Origin of the sequence: Microcoleus sp. PH2017_28_MFU_U_A (genome assembly GCF_020738035.1) — a bacterium.
In the GTDB taxonomy this organism is placed as follows: domain Bacteria; phylum Cyanobacteriota; class Cyanobacteriia; order Cyanobacteriales; family Microcoleaceae; genus Microcoleus.
Map to the genome: position 1 here is coordinate 67,595 of NZ_JAEQCX010000052.1, position 15,029 is coordinate 82,623.

Annotated in this window: 16 protein-coding genes and 1 pseudogene; 9 read left to right on the forward strand and 8 right to left on the reverse strand. The window is 45.4% G+C overall.

All coding sequences use genetic code 11. The annotated features are described in order from the left end of the window. Positions 1–37: 37 nt before the first annotated feature. From JGK14_RS13200 to JGK14_RS13210, 3 genes are all read left to right on the forward strand, one after another. A complete protein-coding gene (locus tag JGK14_RS13200; RefSeq protein ID WP_293181720.1) occupies positions 38–817 on the forward strand; it encodes a calcium-binding protein in 780 nt (259 codons plus the stop codon). A 215-nt stretch (positions 818–1,032) separates the two neighbouring features. Further along, entirely contained in the window at positions 1,033–1,638 is a 606-nt protein-coding gene (locus JGK14_RS13205) for a Uma2 family endonuclease (protein ID WP_293181721.1), read from the forward strand. Positions 1,639–1,802: 164 nt separating this feature from the next. Next, positions 1,803–3,296 carry a tetratricopeptide repeat-containing S1 family peptidase gene (locus tag JGK14_RS13210; RefSeq protein ID WP_325315160.1) on the forward strand — a complete coding sequence of 498 codons (1,494 nt, stop codon included), beginning with the start codon at positions 1,803–1,805 and terminating at the stop codon, positions 3,294–3,296. Between the two features lie 39 nt (positions 3,297–3,335). On the opposite strand, the gene JGK14_RS13215 is transcribed toward JGK14_RS13210, so the two are convergent. The 4 genes from JGK14_RS13215 to JGK14_RS13230 all read right to left on the reverse strand — a co-directional run bounded on the left by JGK14_RS13215 (position 3,336) and on the right by JGK14_RS13230 (position 5,458). Further along, positions 3,336–3,764, reverse strand: coding sequence for a hypothetical protein (locus JGK14_RS13215; protein WP_293181725.1), 429 nt, complete (start codon positions 3,762–3,764; stop codon positions 3,336–3,338). A 15-nt stretch (positions 3,765–3,779) separates the two neighbouring features. Next, on the reverse strand, positions 3,780–4,088 hold the full coding sequence (locus tag JGK14_RS13220; RefSeq protein WP_293181727.1) for a hypothetical protein: 309 nt from the start codon (positions 4,086–4,088) through the stop codon (positions 3,780–3,782). An 83-nt stretch (positions 4,089–4,171) separates the two neighbouring features. After that, entirely contained in the window at positions 4,172–4,951 is a 780-nt protein-coding gene (locus tag JGK14_RS13225; protein ID WP_325315161.1) for a Tat pathway signal protein, read from the reverse strand. A gap of 3 nt (positions 4,952–4,954) precedes the next feature. Beyond that, on the reverse strand, positions 4,955–5,458 hold the full coding sequence (locus tag JGK14_RS13230; protein WP_293190872.1) for a hypothetical protein: 504 nt from the start codon (positions 5,456–5,458) through the stop codon (positions 4,955–4,957). 155 nt (positions 5,459–5,613) lie between these two features. Between JGK14_RS13230 and JGK14_RS13235 the strand changes: the two genes are divergently transcribed. After that, positions 5,614–7,071 carry an ATP-binding protein gene (locus JGK14_RS13235; protein WP_325315162.1) on the forward strand — a complete coding sequence of 486 codons (1,458 nt, stop codon included), beginning with the start codon at positions 5,614–5,616 and terminating at the stop codon, positions 7,069–7,071. Between the two features lie 242 nt (positions 7,072–7,313). Here the strand turns inward: JGK14_RS13235 and JGK14_RS13240 are convergent, their stop codons facing one another. Together JGK14_RS13240 and JGK14_RS13245 are read right to left on the reverse strand one after the other, a co-directional pair. Beyond that, complete coding sequence (locus JGK14_RS13240) at positions 7,314–7,541, reverse strand: type II toxin-antitoxin system HicB family antitoxin (RefSeq protein ID WP_293181735.1); 228 nt, start codon at positions 7,539–7,541, stop codon at positions 7,314–7,316. Continuing rightward, positions 7,538–7,762, reverse strand: a complete 225-nt coding sequence (locus JGK14_RS13245) for a type II toxin-antitoxin system HicA family toxin (RefSeq protein ID WP_293181737.1) — start codon at positions 7,760–7,762, stop codon at positions 7,538–7,540. Before JGK14_RS13245 ends, JGK14_RS13240 begins: the two co-directional genes overlap by 4 nt. A 225-nt stretch (positions 7,763–7,987) precedes the next feature. Between JGK14_RS13245 and ffh the strand changes: the two genes are divergently transcribed. The 5 genes and pseudogenes from ffh (at position 7,988) to JGK14_RS13270 (ending at position 12,957) form a co-directional block, all read left to right on the forward strand. Next, complete coding sequence (ffh, locus tag JGK14_RS13250) at positions 7,988–9,409, forward strand: signal recognition particle protein (RefSeq protein WP_325315163.1); 1,422 nt, start codon at positions 7,988–7,990, stop codon at positions 9,407–9,409. A 190-nt stretch (positions 9,410–9,599) separates the two neighbouring features. Next, positions 9,600–10,176: pseudogene (locus JGK14_RS13255) on the forward strand (Uma2 family endonuclease). Positions 10,177–10,194: 18 nt separating this feature from the next. After that, on the forward strand, positions 10,195–10,758 hold the full coding sequence (locus JGK14_RS13260) for a Uma2 family endonuclease (protein ID WP_325315164.1): 564 nt from the start codon (positions 10,195–10,197) through the stop codon (positions 10,756–10,758). Between the two features lie 282 nt (positions 10,759–11,040). Beyond that, on the forward strand, positions 11,041–12,024 hold the full coding sequence (hemB, locus tag JGK14_RS13265; protein WP_325315165.1) for a porphobilinogen synthase: 984 nt from the start codon (positions 11,041–11,043) through the stop codon (positions 12,022–12,024). 444 nt (positions 12,025–12,468) lie between these two features. Next, positions 12,469–12,957, forward strand: a complete 489-nt coding sequence (locus JGK14_RS13270) for a GNAT family N-acetyltransferase (protein ID WP_293181745.1) — start codon at positions 12,469–12,471, stop codon at positions 12,955–12,957. Between the two features lie 295 nt (positions 12,958–13,252). On the opposite strand, the gene JGK14_RS13275 is transcribed toward JGK14_RS13270, so the two are convergent. Continuing rightward, positions 13,253–14,188, reverse strand: a complete 936-nt coding sequence (locus JGK14_RS13275; protein ID WP_293181746.1) for a sensor histidine kinase — start codon at positions 14,186–14,188, stop codon at positions 13,253–13,255. A 25-nt stretch (positions 14,189–14,213) separates the two neighbouring features. Continuing rightward, entirely contained in the window at positions 14,214–14,816 is a 603-nt protein-coding gene (locus tag JGK14_RS13280; RefSeq protein ID WP_293190880.1) for an L-threonylcarbamoyladenylate synthase, read from the reverse strand. Between the last annotated feature and the right edge of the window lie 213 nt (positions 14,817–15,029).

The window sequence follows — 15,029 nt, forward strand, 5'->3', positions numbered from 1 at the left end:
ATAATACAGGTAGGAACACTTTTGAAAGGACATATCTATGGCTTTAACGCTTAACAATCTCATCGGCGATTTCACCGGATTTCCTGTATTTTCTGGCGGCGGGCCGCGTCTTTTGGGATTCGCTACATCAGATGACATTGACGTAGAGAATGGAAATTTGTCGTCTTTTCCCTGGGGAGTTTGGGGACTAGACGGCAACGATACGATCGCAGGTTCGTCGGATTCCAACGAGCGCCTATTAGGGAATAATGGGGACGATATTATCGGTGGTGGCGGCGGAAATGACATCATTTACGGCGGGAAAGGTAACGATGGTGTGGATGGAAATGATGGCAACGACGTAGTTAGGGGCGACAGCGGCAACGACCTAATCTTTGGGGGGGCCGGGAACGATATCCTGCGGGGAGGGCAAGGAGACGACGATTTAGAGGGCAATGACGGCAACGATTTCTTGGCGGGCGATCGGGGAATTGACGTACTCACGGGAGGCCTTGGTGCTGACATATTTATCCTCAGAAGCAACGAACAGCCTGGAGTCAATGGAGCCGATGTCATTACCGATTTTAACTTTGACGAGGGCGATCGCATTGGTTTGACTGACGGTTTAACAGAATTAGACCTCATCTTCACTGACGACAATTTGATTGCTTACGACAATGACGGAATTATCAACGACATGGTGATTGAAAACGCAATAAATGGACAGATTGTGGGGATAGTTTTAAACACGAATAACTTTGAACTTATCGGTGCATTTGAACCGGCGAGTCCGTTTGCTCTGGCAGTTAACGGTTCTCAATTTCAGTTTTTGGCTTAGCTATTGATAATTCCAGGTAGGGAAACGGCACTGCCGTGTCCTAGTTCCAGGTAGGGAAACGGCACTGCCGTGTCCTAGTTTTGGGTAGGGAAACGGCACTGCCGTGTCCCTACAGATATCGCGGATTTGGCAAGATTGATATTAAAACAGTTCTCCATTTAGATAGTTTTTAAGCTAATCTAGAAGTAGGAAACTCAAACTCGGGGAAAGTATAAATGACCGCTACAATTCACCCCCCATTGACTGCACTCCCAGAACAGCGGTTGATTTTGCCGCTATCAATGACTTGGGAGCAGTTCAAAGCTCTCGATTCCTTGCTAGAGTACACTCGCAGTGTTCGCTTGTCTTACCTCGACGGATATGTAGAAATTATGACACTTTCGCCGGAACACGAAACCATTAAATGCCTGCTGGCATTGCTGCTAGGTCAATTCTTTTTAGAAAAAGATATGAGTTTTAGACCGACGGGTAGCGCTACACTCCAAGGGGAAACAAAAGGCAGCAGCAAGGAACCAGATTTATCTTACTACTTTGGCGAAGACCGGCGGAGGCGAGAAACACCCGATTTGGCGATCGAAGTTACTTTTACTAGCGGAACAATCAACAAACTGGAATACTACCGCAGATTTAACGTAGCGGAAGTTTGGTTTTGGGAAGACGGAGTGTTTTCGATTTATCAACTGAACTCGGAGGGTTACGAGCTAGTTTCTCGGAGTATGCTGTTGCCAGATTTGGATCTAGAATTGCTGGGGAAATGTCTGCAAATGTCGGAAGAAAAAGAAGCTTTGAAAGTGTTTCGGGACGCAGTGCGAGGCTGCTAACCTAGAATATCCACAAGTAAAATATGGCAAAATTACGAAATGTACGAAATGTCATAAAAATCGCGATCGCCTAAAAATTCCCTCCAGGCTTTCTGGTTTTAAAATATTAGATTTTCATCTATACTATTCGGAGTATAAAAAATCTTAGTCTTCAGCAATCATCTATGAATAGGGATTATTCGCGGTTTGATTCCCTCGCCAGCATCCTAGCAGGAACGGCAACAGTAGCAGGAATAGTCGTCTTTGCAGCAGCACCAGTTTTCGCAAAAACTCCCCAAGAAATTGCAAAATTCGCTGAATCTGTCAGCGTTCAAATTAACGGAACAACTGGTAGCGGGACTGGATTTATTATTTCCAGACAAGGCACGACTTACACTGTGCTGACCTCTAATCATGTTGTTGCTAACATAAGGGATAACTATACGATTCGCACTTCTACCAAAAAAGATTATCAAGTAACACGTAGTGTACTATTGGAGAAAGGTCAGAATGCTCCAGATTTAGCAGTAGTAACATTTAAAAGTACAGAATCTTATCCAGTTGTAACTTTAGGCGATTCCGAACAAGCGACAGTTGCTACACCAATTTTTGTGTTTGGATATCCAGGGAATCATTTAGAAGAAAAGTACGGAAATAAACGCTTTTTTGAATTTTCATCGGGGTTTGTTACCAGTCGTCGCCCGACTCATCCACGCGGTTATACTTTGCGCTACAGTGCTATTACCAAAGGGGGCATGAGTGGAGGGCCTGTATTTGATACAGAAGGCCGTGTAATTGGGATTCACGGACAAGGAGACCTCGATTTTATAACGGATAACGAAGGAAAAATCACAGATAAATTCACTGATAAGACAGGATTTAATGCTGCAATTCCTATCAACACTTTTATAGCTAAACTGTCGGAAGCTGGGTTAAATCGATCGGCTCTTTTGATAAATACCTCTCCAACTGCTACTGCACCTCTGAAACTGAACAATCCGCAAGATGCTAAGACTTATTATGTTCGCGGTTTAACTCGATTTGACAAGGGAGATTTGTCAGGTGCTGTTGCCGATTTTAACCAAGCGATTCAAACTCAATCTGATTATGTAGAAGCTTATTTTTATCGAGCACTGGCTTATTTTGATTTGAGACAAATGCCAAAAAGTATCGCTGATTATAGCAAGGCGATCGCCCTTAATGCCAGTTATGTCGATGCTTACTACAATCGGGGGCTGGTGTTGTCGGCATTGGGAGATAAACCGGGGGCGATCGCCGATTATACTCAAGTCATCCGCTTGGATCGAAACTTTGCAGCCGCCTACAACAACCGAGGATTGGCGCTTTCGGACTTGGGCGATCAAAAAGGGGCGATCGACGATTTCAATCAAGCGCTGCAAATTAATCCCGGTCGCGCTAACACTTATTTTAACAGAGGATTGGCGCTATTTCGCATCAATAACGATCGCTCTGCCTTAGCTGATTACACTCAAGCAATTCAACTCAATCCCAGCTATGCTAAGGCTTATGCTAATCGAGGCATTACGTTGGTGAGAATGGGAGATAGGCCAGGGGCGATCGCCGATTTGCAGCAAGCGGCTCGTTTATTTAGGGCTCAAGGAATGAATGCAGATGCTCAAAAAGCATTAGATTTGATTGGGCAACTGCAAAGACAATAAACGTTACGATCTAATCATCGTACTTTAAGCAGAATGCTGCTAATTTGGTTGAATTTTGGCAATAACAAAAGGAGATTCTAGGTCGATCGACCAGTTTTCATCAATAACTTTGAGATTGGTATCTAAAATTAGAGTGAGTTCGCCAATTTCATCATCTTCCTCATCGTTAACTAAGTCCTTTTTGCTGGCAGATAGATCTGCTTTGAGTAAAATTTTCAGTTTAATCCAGTCAGAATTCGGGTGGTTGTTGGTGAGATTTGTGCCTATCGATCGACCGATTAGATCCGCACAGATTGGATGAATTAAAGCAATTTCTTCGTAAAATTTGTTATTGCTATCCCAGTAACCTCTTATTGTGTAATTGCAGGCTTCTAAATGTTGGGTGGCGATGCGATCTATATTAATAGGTGCTAAGAGTTTAGCAAGTTCATCCCAAATTTGGCGATCGGTCAAAGTTACTGCACTCATCAGCTTAATTCTCCGTTAATGACTTGTTTTGACACCAGGAAAGTGTAAAACTCCTTCAATAAACTTTCCATGATAGCGATAATCTCCACCCGATCCTAACACCTTAGATTTGAGATCGTATCCTTCTTGTTCCGAAGGAACAAGACCCATATTACCATCGGGCGGTACTCTACCATTTTGAATAGCTTTGAGATGTTTATTGGTTCCATCGTATCTTTGGCCGAGGCGGATTTGCTTTTTGCTAAAAGATACTAGCATATCAGCCAGCGTTTGATATACGATGTCAGGCTGAATGTCCGCCCAGTTATTGGGTAGAGATTCCATTCGGTTGTATGCGATCGGGATTATTTTATTATACTAGACAGCGATAGGGGATATTTAACCCAGATCTAGTATTACCTTTTCCCCTAAAACCTCACCGTCACCAAAATCACCCGCCGCGGCTGATTTTCCGCTTCAATAGTATACTCAACCCGCCCAAAACCTTTCGGCCCCGGTTCAACTAAATCATAGCGAGATGTCACCGTACCTGCGGCTGTATCGTATTGAGCAAAAACAGCACCGGGATTCCTCCCAGCAGACGCATCGGCATCCCCTCCCCAAGAGCCCCAATCATCCAATCGCGATCGCGTTGGTAAGACAGAAGCGGCGATTTCTGGAGGTGTTAATCTTTGATCGGCTAAGACTCTTTGAGCATTATGAATAGCGCACATTGTCGGCCCAGAAATTTTGGCATCGCTATATTGATCTTCCCACTTTTGGACGAAGCCAAAGCCCACATTCGGGCCGACTCTATCCTGTCTTTGCCGCCCCCACAGCCGACTGGTATCTGATGCAAAATTAGAACCGCTGCCTGTTACGGCTAATTCGGTTCTTTGGCTGGTAAAATTACGGTTGACAAATTGTTTGTCTGCGGTGCGAATGGCGTTGGCGGCCGCTGGTTCTATTTTATTGCTAACATTACTATTGCCTTGTACGATCGGTGAGAGAACGCCGGGGATGGGTTGTGCTCCACAATGTTTTTGAATACCGTTGAAAACGCGATCGGCTGATAAGGCACTAATCGGAAATTCTAGGGAAAAAGCCTCGGCGGGTTTAGGGAAAAAGATGCCGGATGTTGCGGAAGCAGCAAAAGAAGCGCCACCCCAGATGACGATCCGATTAAATTGACGGCGACTGATGCTCATAGTTTATTTACTCCCTGGAGAGCTTGCCCCCGGCTCAAGTTGAGCTTTCATAAACCAGTAAGATTTATAGCAATTTGTGGCCCTCGCACAAAATACTTCTACTGCTAAACTTTTGCCATTGCTAACATTTACTAGCATTGTATGTACTTTACCTCGATCGCCAGTCCGAGAAGCTACTTGATTTCCGTCTACATAAACATCTATTCGTGCTGGTGGGGCATTCGATGTGTCAGGAATCGCAAACTCGAATCGGAGAGTAGCGGGGCCGCCAGGAAGCCGACAAGTCATAGTGGTATCAGGATCAATATATAAAACAGTAGTGTAAATTTGTCTGCCTACAGAAATATCTTGTTTGTCAGCACCCCACCTACCCGATCGCTTAACACATTGAAGGTCTTCCAAAGGAATGGGGCGTTGAGCCTGAGCCACTTGTGCGCCAAAAGTCCCTAACATCACACATAACATCCCAGCGAGAAACAAACCGCTGAGCCACCGATCGCGCTTCATATAAAATATCCTCTCAACACCTTAATCAATTAATATAAAGGATGAGCTGTGTAGGAAAAATCCTGACTTTAGATAGATGACAAAATCAAAAATGTCACGATTGTACGAAATGTCAGGTATAATGAATGGCGTAAACTCCAGCTTTTCCCGAATCTATGGATATTGCAGAAGTCTTGACACTGGCAGATCAGCTAATTTTTGCTAAGACGGGAAAGCATTTAGATTATGTGCAAGATGCTATTTTGCGGGGAACATTAGAAGACGCAACTTACACGCAAATTGCTCAAGAAGTTTACTCAAGTCCAAGTCATGTCAGAAATGTCGGATCGGACCTTTGGAAAACACTTTCTAAAGGATTGAAAAAAAATATTACTAAAAATAATTTTAGGGCTGTATTAGAAAAGGGTATAGTTTATAATTATCAATCAGCAATTGTTGAAAATATAAGAGGCGAGAGTATAACAGTTAATAATAAGGTTAATGTTTGTCCTGAAAAAGTGCGATCGCCCAAAACACCCCAAAACCCCGAACCAACAGCCAAACAGCCCCGCATCGACTTAGGCGACGCACCAGAAATCTCGACATTTTTCGATCGCAAATCCGAACTCACAACCCTCGAAAACTGGATTTTAAGCCGCACCCGCCTCATCACCATCCTCGGCTTATCCGGTATTGGCAAAACCGCCCTGACACTCCAACTAATCCCACAAATTCAACACGAATTCGACTGCATCATCTGGCGAAGCCTCCACAACTCTCCACCGCTGGCCTCACTCCAAACCGACATAATTCAATTCCTATCGCAGCAGCAAGAAACTAACCCCCCCAATTCCCCCTTATCAAGGGGGGGCGAAGAGATTCAGCCTGCTTCTCCCAGGCGTGGCGAAGAGATTCAACCTCTTTCTCCCCCCCTTAGCAAGGGGGGGTTGGGGGGGGTAATCCACCATTTACGATCGCACCGCTGTCTCATCATCCTCGATGATGTGCAAACAATTTTCAGCAGCCAACAACTAGCAGGAAACTACCAACCAGGATATGAAAACTACGGCACTTTCTTCAAACAGATCGTAGAATCATGCCACAACAGTTGCATAATCTTGATTAGTTGGGAAAAACCCAGAGAAATTGCCGCATTAGAAAGCCACCAGAAAAATTGTCAAACATTGCAACTCAATGGTTTAGGCGAATCAGCGCGAGAAATATTCACAGAAAAAGGCCTATCAGAATCAGAAAAATGGTCAGAATTAATCGACCTTTACCGAGGCAATCCCTTGTGGTTAAATACAGTAGCTGCTACAATTCAAGACTTATTTAACGGCAATATTTCTGATTTCTTATCCTATGATAGCCTAGTTTTAGGAGACTTAGAATATTTATTGCACCAACATTTTCAGCGCTTGTCTGACACCGAAAAACAAGTCATGTCCTGGTTGGCAAATCAAAACAAACCAGTCGAAATCTCCAAAAAGCCAGCCCTGCTCGAATTATCTCCTTCAGAATTCCTAAAAGCCGTTGAATCCTTGAGACGGCGGTTGTTAATCGAAAAAGTCCAAAAGGGCGATCGCACCCTGTTCACGCTCCAACGGGCGATCGCAGAATACTTAAACAGTTGACAGTTGACAGTTGACAGTTGACAGTTGACCATTCGGCTACGCTCAGGGCAGGCAGTTGATAGTTGACAGTTGACAGCAAACAGTTGATAGCGAGGTTATAACTGTAAAACATCCAAACACATCAGCGTTAATCTGCGTTCATCAGCGGTTAAAAAATAAAAAAATCAATAACAACGATCGCCCTTCTACATAAAAGAGCGATCGCCTATTTTTGGGGAATGGCGATCTCTTCAAATCTATATTCAAGCAAACAGCAAATTTTCTACTAAAGTTTTAGGTTCTGGGAGAGATTTACCATCTACCTGATATTCTTCAACTAAAAGCTCTAATACCTCTACTGCATTCTGCAAAGCGGCTTCGTAGGTATCTCCATGAGTGTGGAACTGCTGAGATGGAAAATCAGGTAAGTGAACTAGATAGCAGTTATCTTCATCCGACCATTGAATAACAATTATATAAGGTAATTTCATGATTCAGGTTCCTCTTCTTCAATTGCTTTCAATATTCCAAGTTTTCGATTAACTTCTCTCTCTAAATACAGTTTCGCATCATCGCCATCATTGCCAGCAATGGTAATTGGTTCAGTAGGTAGTAAAGGATGAACCCATCTTGTATGGCTGCCTTTTGCCGAACGATAAGTAAACCCAGCTTTTAGCAGCAGGCTTTTGAGTTCTCGAATCTTTTTGGGCATAAACAGACATTAAAATTGTGGCTAGGCGACGAAAATACTTTAATCATATTCCAGAAAGTAGGGTTTGGACAAACGTACCCTACTACATGAATTTGAAGTAGTTTCAGCGTTAATCCGCGTTCATCAGCGGTTAAAAAATAAAAAATCTAACTTTTAGCAAAACATTAATCCAAAAAGCCCCATTTAGCCCTAAAATGAAAAAGACTGACTAGCCAACAATGCCCTATGTTTGAAGCCCTTGCCGATCGACTCGAATCCACCTGGAAAAAACTGCGCGGACAAAATAAAATCTCCGAGAGCAACATCCAAGACGCGCTCAAAGAAGTCCGCCGCGCCCTCCTGGAAGCCGATGTCAACCTCCAAGTCGTCAAAAACTTCATCTCAGAGGTAGCGGCCAAAGCACAAGGCGCAGAAGTCGTTTCAGGCGTCCGTCCCGACCAACAATTCATCAAAATCGTCCACGACGAACTCGTCCGCGTCATGGGGGAAACCAACGTACCCCTCGCCACCGCCGAATCCGGGCCCACAGTCATCCTGATGGCCGGTTTGCAAGGAACCGGGAAAACCACAGCCACCGCCAAACTAGCGCTGCACCTCCGCAAGCAAAATCTTACCGCACTGCTAGTCGCCACCGACATTTATCGACCAGCGGCGATCGACCAATTGCTGACTCTCGGCAAACAAATCGACGTACCAGTATTTGAACTAGGCACCGATACTGACCCCGTAGAAATTGCCCGCCAAGGCATCGAACATGGCAAACAACTAGGCGTCGATACAATCATCGTCGATACAGCAGGCCGCCTGCAAATCGACCAAGACATGATGGCCGAATTGCTTCGCATCAAACAAACAGTACAACCCCACGAAACGCTGTTAGTTGTTGATGCCATGACCGGCCAAGAAGCAGCGAATTTAACCCGCACTTTTCACGACCAAATCGGCATTACCGGCGCCATCTTAACCAAATTAGACGGCGACAGTCGCGGCGGTGCAGCGCTATCAGTGCGGCAAATATCCGGCGCGCCAATTAAATTTGTCGGCGTTGGTGAAAAAGTGGAAGCATTGCAACCATTTTATCCCGATCGCATGGCATCGAGAATCCTCGGCATGGGCGATGTCTTGACGCTAGTCGAAAAAGCGCAAGAAGAATTCGACATCGCCGATGCCGAGAAAATGCAAGAGAAAATGCTCACGGCAAAGTTCGACTTTACCGACTTTCTCAAACAAACTAGATTGCTCAAAAACATGGGTTCCCTCGGCGGCATCATGAAAATGATTCCCGGGATGAACAAACTCTCCGACGAACAAATGCGGCAGGGAGAAGTGCAATTAAAACGCACCGAAGCCATGATTAATTCGATGACAACTGAAGAACGTCGCAACCCCGAACTTTTAGCAAGTTCTCCATCCCGCCGCCGTCGCATCGGAAAAGGCGCAGGCTACGCAGAAAACGACGTAACAAAACTCGTTAGCGACTTCCAGAAAATGCGTACCATGATGCAGCAAATGAGTCAAGGTAACTTTACAGGAATGGGAGGATTGCCGGGAATGCCGGGAATGCCAGGAATGCAGGGAATGCAGGGAATGGGCGGCCAGAAGAAAAAGAAAAAAAACAAGCCTAAAAAAGGTTTTGGTCAGTTGTAAAAAATGGTTCGTAGTTAGGACTTCAGTCCTCTCTTTGATGCGGACTGAAGTCCTCACTACAAACCTATGGAAACCGTAGGGTGCGTCGCTATTGATAATTTGCACATCAGCTTGAAAAGCTCATAGCGACGCACCCTACACAATAGTTTTTTTGTTACCAATTTTTACCCAAAAAAGGCTGCAATTGAATATGGTACAAACATTTACTCAACCAGAAACCATATCTCTAGAAGTGCCGAATTCGATCGCCCTGCTTGTAAGTTGCGAGCAATTCGAGGCCCTAGCATTGGCAAATCCCGACTTAAGATTAGAAAGAACCACAGAAGGAGAATTAATAGTGAATCCACCCACCGGCGGAGAATCCAGCGAAAGGAATTTCAACATTACCGGGCAACTTGCTCGCTGGTGCGATGACAACGAGGATTTAGGATCGGGTTTTGACTCTTCGGGAGGATTCATCCTTCCTAACGGTGCTAACCGTTCTCCCGACGCTTCCTGGGTGAGTCGAGAACGCCTCGAAGCCTTGACACCCAAACAGCGAAAAGGCTTCGTTCCCCTATGTCCGGACTTTGTAGTAGAATTGCGATCGGCATCTGACAGTCTCTCCACCCTCCAAACAAAGATGCGAGAATATATTGACAATGGTGCGAGATTGGGCTGGTTACCGACAACAAGCAGAAGTAGAAATATTAATTAATCCAACCGAGTTGTCGGGAGAGGATGTATTGCCAGGATTTGTGTTGAATTTAAGGCGAGTTTGGGGTTAAATTTACGGAGAAGTTGCTATGGTACAAACATTTACTCAACTAGAAACCATATCTCTAGAAGTGCCGAATTCGATCGCCCTAACCGTCACCGGCGACCAATTCGAGGCCTTAGTATTCGCAAATCCCGACTTGAGATTAGAAAGAACCGCACAAGGAGAATTAATAGTGAATCCACCCACAGGAGGCGAATCCAGTAGCCGCAACCTCAGCATCAGCGGGCAACTCGGCAACTGGTGCGAAACACACGAAGATTTAGGAGAAGGCTTTGACTCTTCGGGAGGATTCATCCTTCCTAACGGTGCAACCCGTTCTCCCGATGCTTCTTGGGTGAGTCGAGCTCGCTGGGAAGCACTAACTGCAAAAGAACGAAAAGGCTTCGTTCCCCTATGTCCCGACTTTGTAGTAGAATTGCGATCGGCATCTGACAGTCTCTCCACCCTCCAAACAAAGATGCGAGAATATATTGACAATGGTGCGAGATTGGGCTGGTTAGAAGTAGAAATATTGGCCAATCCAACCGAGTTATCGGGTGAAGACGTATTGCCGGGATTTGTGTTGAATTTAAGACGAGTTTGGCGTTAAATTTCCTGTACGCCCCCATACCAGAAGATGGCGCCCGAGTTCTGGCCCAGAGAGATATTTGGCTTTGTCAGGCCACGATAGATTTAGCTGTTACCTTACAGCTTTTGATGCGATGATTTTTAATGCCATTGGCCTCAAGTCCTAACTGCGAACCACGGACATCACGAGTTTTACAGAACTTTACGTAGCTTGAGAGCGATCGACCAACAATAAGCTTTAGACTTTTAAACAAATGTCGCTAATTCCAGAAATCCGGACTTTAATCTACCGTAAAAAAACATTATGTTTCCAACTCACCGCCCCCGCCGCCTCCGCAACCATCCCCAACTCCGCCGGATGGTACGCGAAAATATCTTGACAACCAGCGACTTAATTTACCCCCTATTTGCCGTACCAGGGGAAGCTTTTGCCAAAGAAGTCAGATCGATGCCCGGAGTTTACCAGCTATCGGTAGACAAAATCGTAGAAGAAGCAAAAGAAGTTTACAATCTCGGTATTCCCGCGATTATTTTATTCGGCATTCCCGCAGACAAAGATACAGACGCGACAGGTGCTTGGCACGATTGTGGCATCGTCCAAAAAGCGACGGCAGCAGTTAAAGCAGCCGTACCAGATTTAATTGTCATGGTCGATACTTGTCTGTGCGAATATACGAGTCACGGTCACTGTGGCTATTTGGAAGTCGGAGATTTAAGCGGCCGAGTTTTGAACGATCCGACGCTAGAATTGCTGAAAAAAACAGCCGTTGCTCAAGCTCAAGCTGGTGCAGATATTATTGCACCTTCGGGAATGATGGACGGTTTTGTGGGAGCAATTCGCGAAGGATTGGACTCGGCTGGATTTGAAGATCTTCCCATCATGTCCTACGCGGCAAAATACGCCTCAGCTTATTATGGCCCGTTTCGGGATGCGGCGGATTCGGCTCCGCAATTTGGCGATCGGCGCACCTATCAAATGGATCCAGGAAATGGCCGCGAAGCTCTCAAAGAAATTGCTCTGGACATTGCTGAAGGTGCGGATATGCTAATGGTTAAACCAGCTTTAGCGTACATGGACATTATCTGGCGCGTCAAGGAAGCCACTAATTTGCCAGTTGCTGCTTACAACGTTTCTGGAGAATACGCGATGGTGAAAGCCGCCGCCCTCAACGGTTGGATTGATGAAGAAAGAGTGGTAATGGAAACTTTGACAGGATTCAAGCGTGCTGGTACCGATTTGATTTTGACTTATCACGCCAAAGATGCCGCCCGCTGGCTGCAAAACTGAGACATTCGTGATGCCCCAATATGTTTGGGTTCGGCATACCGGGCGGTTGAAACCGCGTCTATACAAACAAAACCCGCCTCCGCGGGTTGAAGACAAGGAGGTAAAAATTACGCGATCTTCTTTAGGAATACTGGGCGGTTGAAACCGCGTCTATACACACAAAACCCACCTCCGCGGGTTGAAGACAAGGAGGTACAAATTACGCGATCTTCTTTAGTCCGCGGAGGCGGACTTCACTTGTCTAGAAGCGGTTTCAACCGCCGTCTAATCTTTATACAAAAAAGTATTAATAATTACGGAAATTAGTTGCGTTTTGTGTATAAATAAAAATAGTTTTGTAAATCGGGAATTCAATCATCGATCGTTCCCAAGCAAAATTAACTTTCACTCCTGCAAGACAGTAAAAGTAACACAGTTTAGATAAAACTTACAGGCACATTGAGCATGACATCAACGACTAGGGATTCCAGTCAGATTCAATTTTGCACAAGTCGCGATCGCGTTGACATAGTACAAATCCAAGAACTATTTAAAGCCGCCGCCTTTTGGGCGAGGGCGCGCAAGATAGAAGATTGGGAAATTGCGATCGCCAACAGCGAACCAGTTGTGACAGTTTGGGATGGCCCGCAGGCGATCGGCTTTGCCAGAGCCACCTCAGACGGCATCTATCGAGCCACCATCTGGGATGTCGCCATTCATCCAGATTACCAAGGTGCAGGACTCGGCCGCAAATTAGTGCAAACTGTCTTGAGTCACCCTCGGATGTGCCGAGTAGAGCGAGTTTACCTGATGACAACTTACAAACAAAGCTTCTACGAGCGCATCGGTTTTCAGCATAACGCCAGCACTACAATGGTACTTGAAAATCAGCTTTTAGAAGAGAATATCGAATTAGAAATTAGCAAAGGCGAATTGCTAACTGCTATTTGCTAAACCAGCACAAAAGTCCCACCCAAATCTATAAAATGTAGGTGCGCCGCAGCGCACCTTACTACTTATTAATTATTATCCACAATCAGCCACAAGACAGTCGTTTTCCTACAATTAATTGAGCGATAGTTATCTCAAATCCGTTAGGATCGGAATGATATAAACGGAGGACACGGCAGTGTCGTTTCCCTACCATCGATCGCGGTAGGGACACGGCACTGCCGTGTCCTCTATATTATTTCGGCAAAGCCGGAATGGATATTAATCAGTTACAAAGTCAGTTGCCGAACTTCCTCGATCACAAAGTTGCCAAAGGAATAGAACATTGAGTGCGGTTAAAATTGGACTCTTCCGACTCAGAAGGCACAGCCAAAACTTCCAACTTTCCCTTCATCAAAGTTAAAAGTGTCTGATTCATCAACAACCTCATGCCAGAAGAGACGTGAGAATTATCGCTGCTCTTAGTAGCATCCGACTCCAAATCGTGCTTCAGCAAATCCCAAGATTCGCTCCAAGCACTAACCGAGCGCTGATCGTCCACCCAAATATGAACGCATCCAGATTCCGGCGAAGAATGTGCAGAAACAGAAATACTTCCCTCCTCCATCTGAGCAATAGCAGTATCTATCAAATTGACTAAAACTTGCCTAAACCTCGGCAAATCTGCCAATACATAAATGCCCGGATCGGGTGGCAATATCTCCAGACGAATGCTGCGATTAGCAGCTTGTAAGTAAGTTAAATCATCAATTTCATCAAAAACCTTAGCTAACTGAATCGGCTCAATATCCATCGTGTCAGTGCCGTGTTCAGTTTTAGCAACAGAGATAATTTCATCTATCAATTTCACCAGCTTGAGTGCTGCAACGTGAGCTTGTTCGACAAACTCTCGCTCCTCAGCAGGATCGTCGCACAAATCCGACAGAATTAATTGGAGCGTACCAATCATAGTGCTCAGGGGCGATCGCAACTCGTGAGAAGTTCGAGCCAAAAAGCCCGCCTTAAATAGACTCATCTCCGATGCCATCTGATAAGCCAATTGAGTTTGCTTCAGTTGATCGGAAAGGGCATCAAACTTCTCTAAATCATTTTCTTGAGGAGTTGGAGGCACATAGGGAGCAGGTTCTGGCTGTTGCGAGCTTTTTTGCTGCCTGCGCCAAATCAAACTGCTTCCGAAACCCAGTCCGAGTCCCATACCTAAATATATCAAGTCGCTCCAGCCGATCGGCGCCATATTACTTTGCCTAGGAGTTTAGCTTTTAGCATTCTAGCTCGATCGCGCCTTGTCGCAATATTTCCCAACCGCCACCAGTCCATTTAGCCACAGTCGAAGGCAAACTCGAAGCCGTCGGTGCGGTTGGCGCTGTTGCTAATTCAGTAGCAACTAATGTCAAAACTTCGGGAAACTGTGCCTCAATTTCTGCCACCGACTCTAGAGGCGCTTGGCCTGATAAATTAGCACTGGTAGTTGCCAAAGGGCCTGTCTGCCCTAAAATCTGGAGTGCAAGGGGAAAGTTAGGCACTCGTACTCCGATCGTAGTGCGATCGATCGCATTCATGGCAGTCGGCACCAGCGGCGAAGCCGGCAGCACCAAAGTTAACGCCCCAGGCCAATAGGATTCAGCCACTTGTTGCCACAAATTCAACTCTCCTGGACTCCCCTGCACGTAAGGCCACAAAGCCTCAGCCGATGCAGCCATCAAAATCAGCGGTTTGTCTTGACGGCGCCCTTTAGCTGCAAAAATCAACTCCGCGCGATCGGGCCGCGTCGCCAAAGCGGGTACAGTATCGGTAGGAAAGCTGACAATATAATCTCCTGAAATTGCCCCTTGAATCAAGGAGGCGATCGAAACTTGAGTCATCCGATTTTAGATTGTAGATTTTAGGTTTTAGATTTTAGATTTTGCATAAATCTTTGATTGATAAGTTAACCACAGATGTCAAGCAGATCAACACAGATCGACGCAGATAATTTCACTGTAGTTTAGACTAACCAAAGATGAGAACGGTGGCAAAAGAAGAACTAGAGCCACCGCGCTAGGAGAGAATGAGGGTGAAAAAGAAAACCTATCCAC

Excerpts from the sequence above, each read along its gene's own strand:
- JGK14_RS13270 (WP_293181745.1), top strand. The coding sequence starts at position 12,469 with ATGACATCAACGACTAGGGATTCCAGTCAGATTCAATTTTGCACAAGT.
- JGK14_RS13210 (WP_325315160.1), top strand. The coding sequence starts at position 1,803 with ATGAATAGGGATTATTCGCGGTTTGATTCCCTCGCCAGCATCCTAGCA.
- JGK14_RS13235 (WP_325315162.1), top strand. The coding sequence starts at position 5,614 with ATGGATATTGCAGAAGTCTTGACACTGGCAGATCAGCTAATTTTTGCT.
- JGK14_RS13240 (WP_293181735.1), bottom strand. The coding sequence starts at position 7,541 with ATGAAATTACCTTATATAATTGTTATTCAATGGTCGGATGAAGATAAC.
- ffh (WP_325315163.1), top strand. The coding sequence starts at position 7,988 with ATGTTTGAAGCCCTTGCCGATCGACTCGAATCCACCTGGAAAAAACTG.
- JGK14_RS13260 (WP_325315164.1), top strand. The coding sequence starts at position 10,195 with ATGGTACAAACATTTACTCAACTAGAAACCATATCTCTAGAAGTGCCG.
- JGK14_RS13220 (WP_293181727.1), bottom strand. The coding sequence starts at position 4,088 with ATGGAATCTCTACCCAATAACTGGGCGGACATTCAGCCTGACATCGTA.
- JGK14_RS13215 (WP_293181725.1), bottom strand. The coding sequence starts at position 3,764 with ATGAGTGCAGTAACTTTGACCGATCGCCAAATTTGGGATGAACTTGCT.
- hemB (WP_325315165.1), top strand. The coding sequence starts at position 11,041 with ATGTTTCCAACTCACCGCCCCCGCCGCCTCCGCAACCATCCCCAACTC.
- JGK14_RS13205 (WP_293181721.1), top strand. The coding sequence starts at position 1,033 with ATGACCGCTACAATTCACCCCCCATTGACTGCACTCCCAGAACAGCGG.
- JGK14_RS13245 (WP_293181737.1), bottom strand. The coding sequence starts at position 7,762 with ATGCCCAAAAAGATTCGAGAACTCAAAAGCCTGCTGCTAAAAGCTGGG.
- JGK14_RS13275 (WP_293181746.1), bottom strand. The coding sequence starts at position 14,188 with ATGGCGCCGATCGGCTGGAGCGACTTGATATATTTAGGTATGGGACTC.
- JGK14_RS13200 (WP_293181720.1), top strand. The coding sequence starts at position 38 with ATGGCTTTAACGCTTAACAATCTCATCGGCGATTTCACCGGATTTCCT.
- JGK14_RS13225 (WP_325315161.1), bottom strand. The coding sequence starts at position 4,951 with ATGAGCATCAGTCGCCGTCAATTTAATCGGATCGTCATCTGGGGTGGC.
- JGK14_RS13280 (WP_293190880.1), bottom strand. The coding sequence starts at position 14,816 with ATGACTCAAGTTTCGATCGCCTCCTTGATTCAAGGGGCAATTTCAGGA.
- JGK14_RS13230 (WP_293190872.1), bottom strand. The coding sequence starts at position 5,458 with ATGAAGCGCGATCGGTGGCTCAGCGGTTTGTTTCTCGCTGGGATGTTA.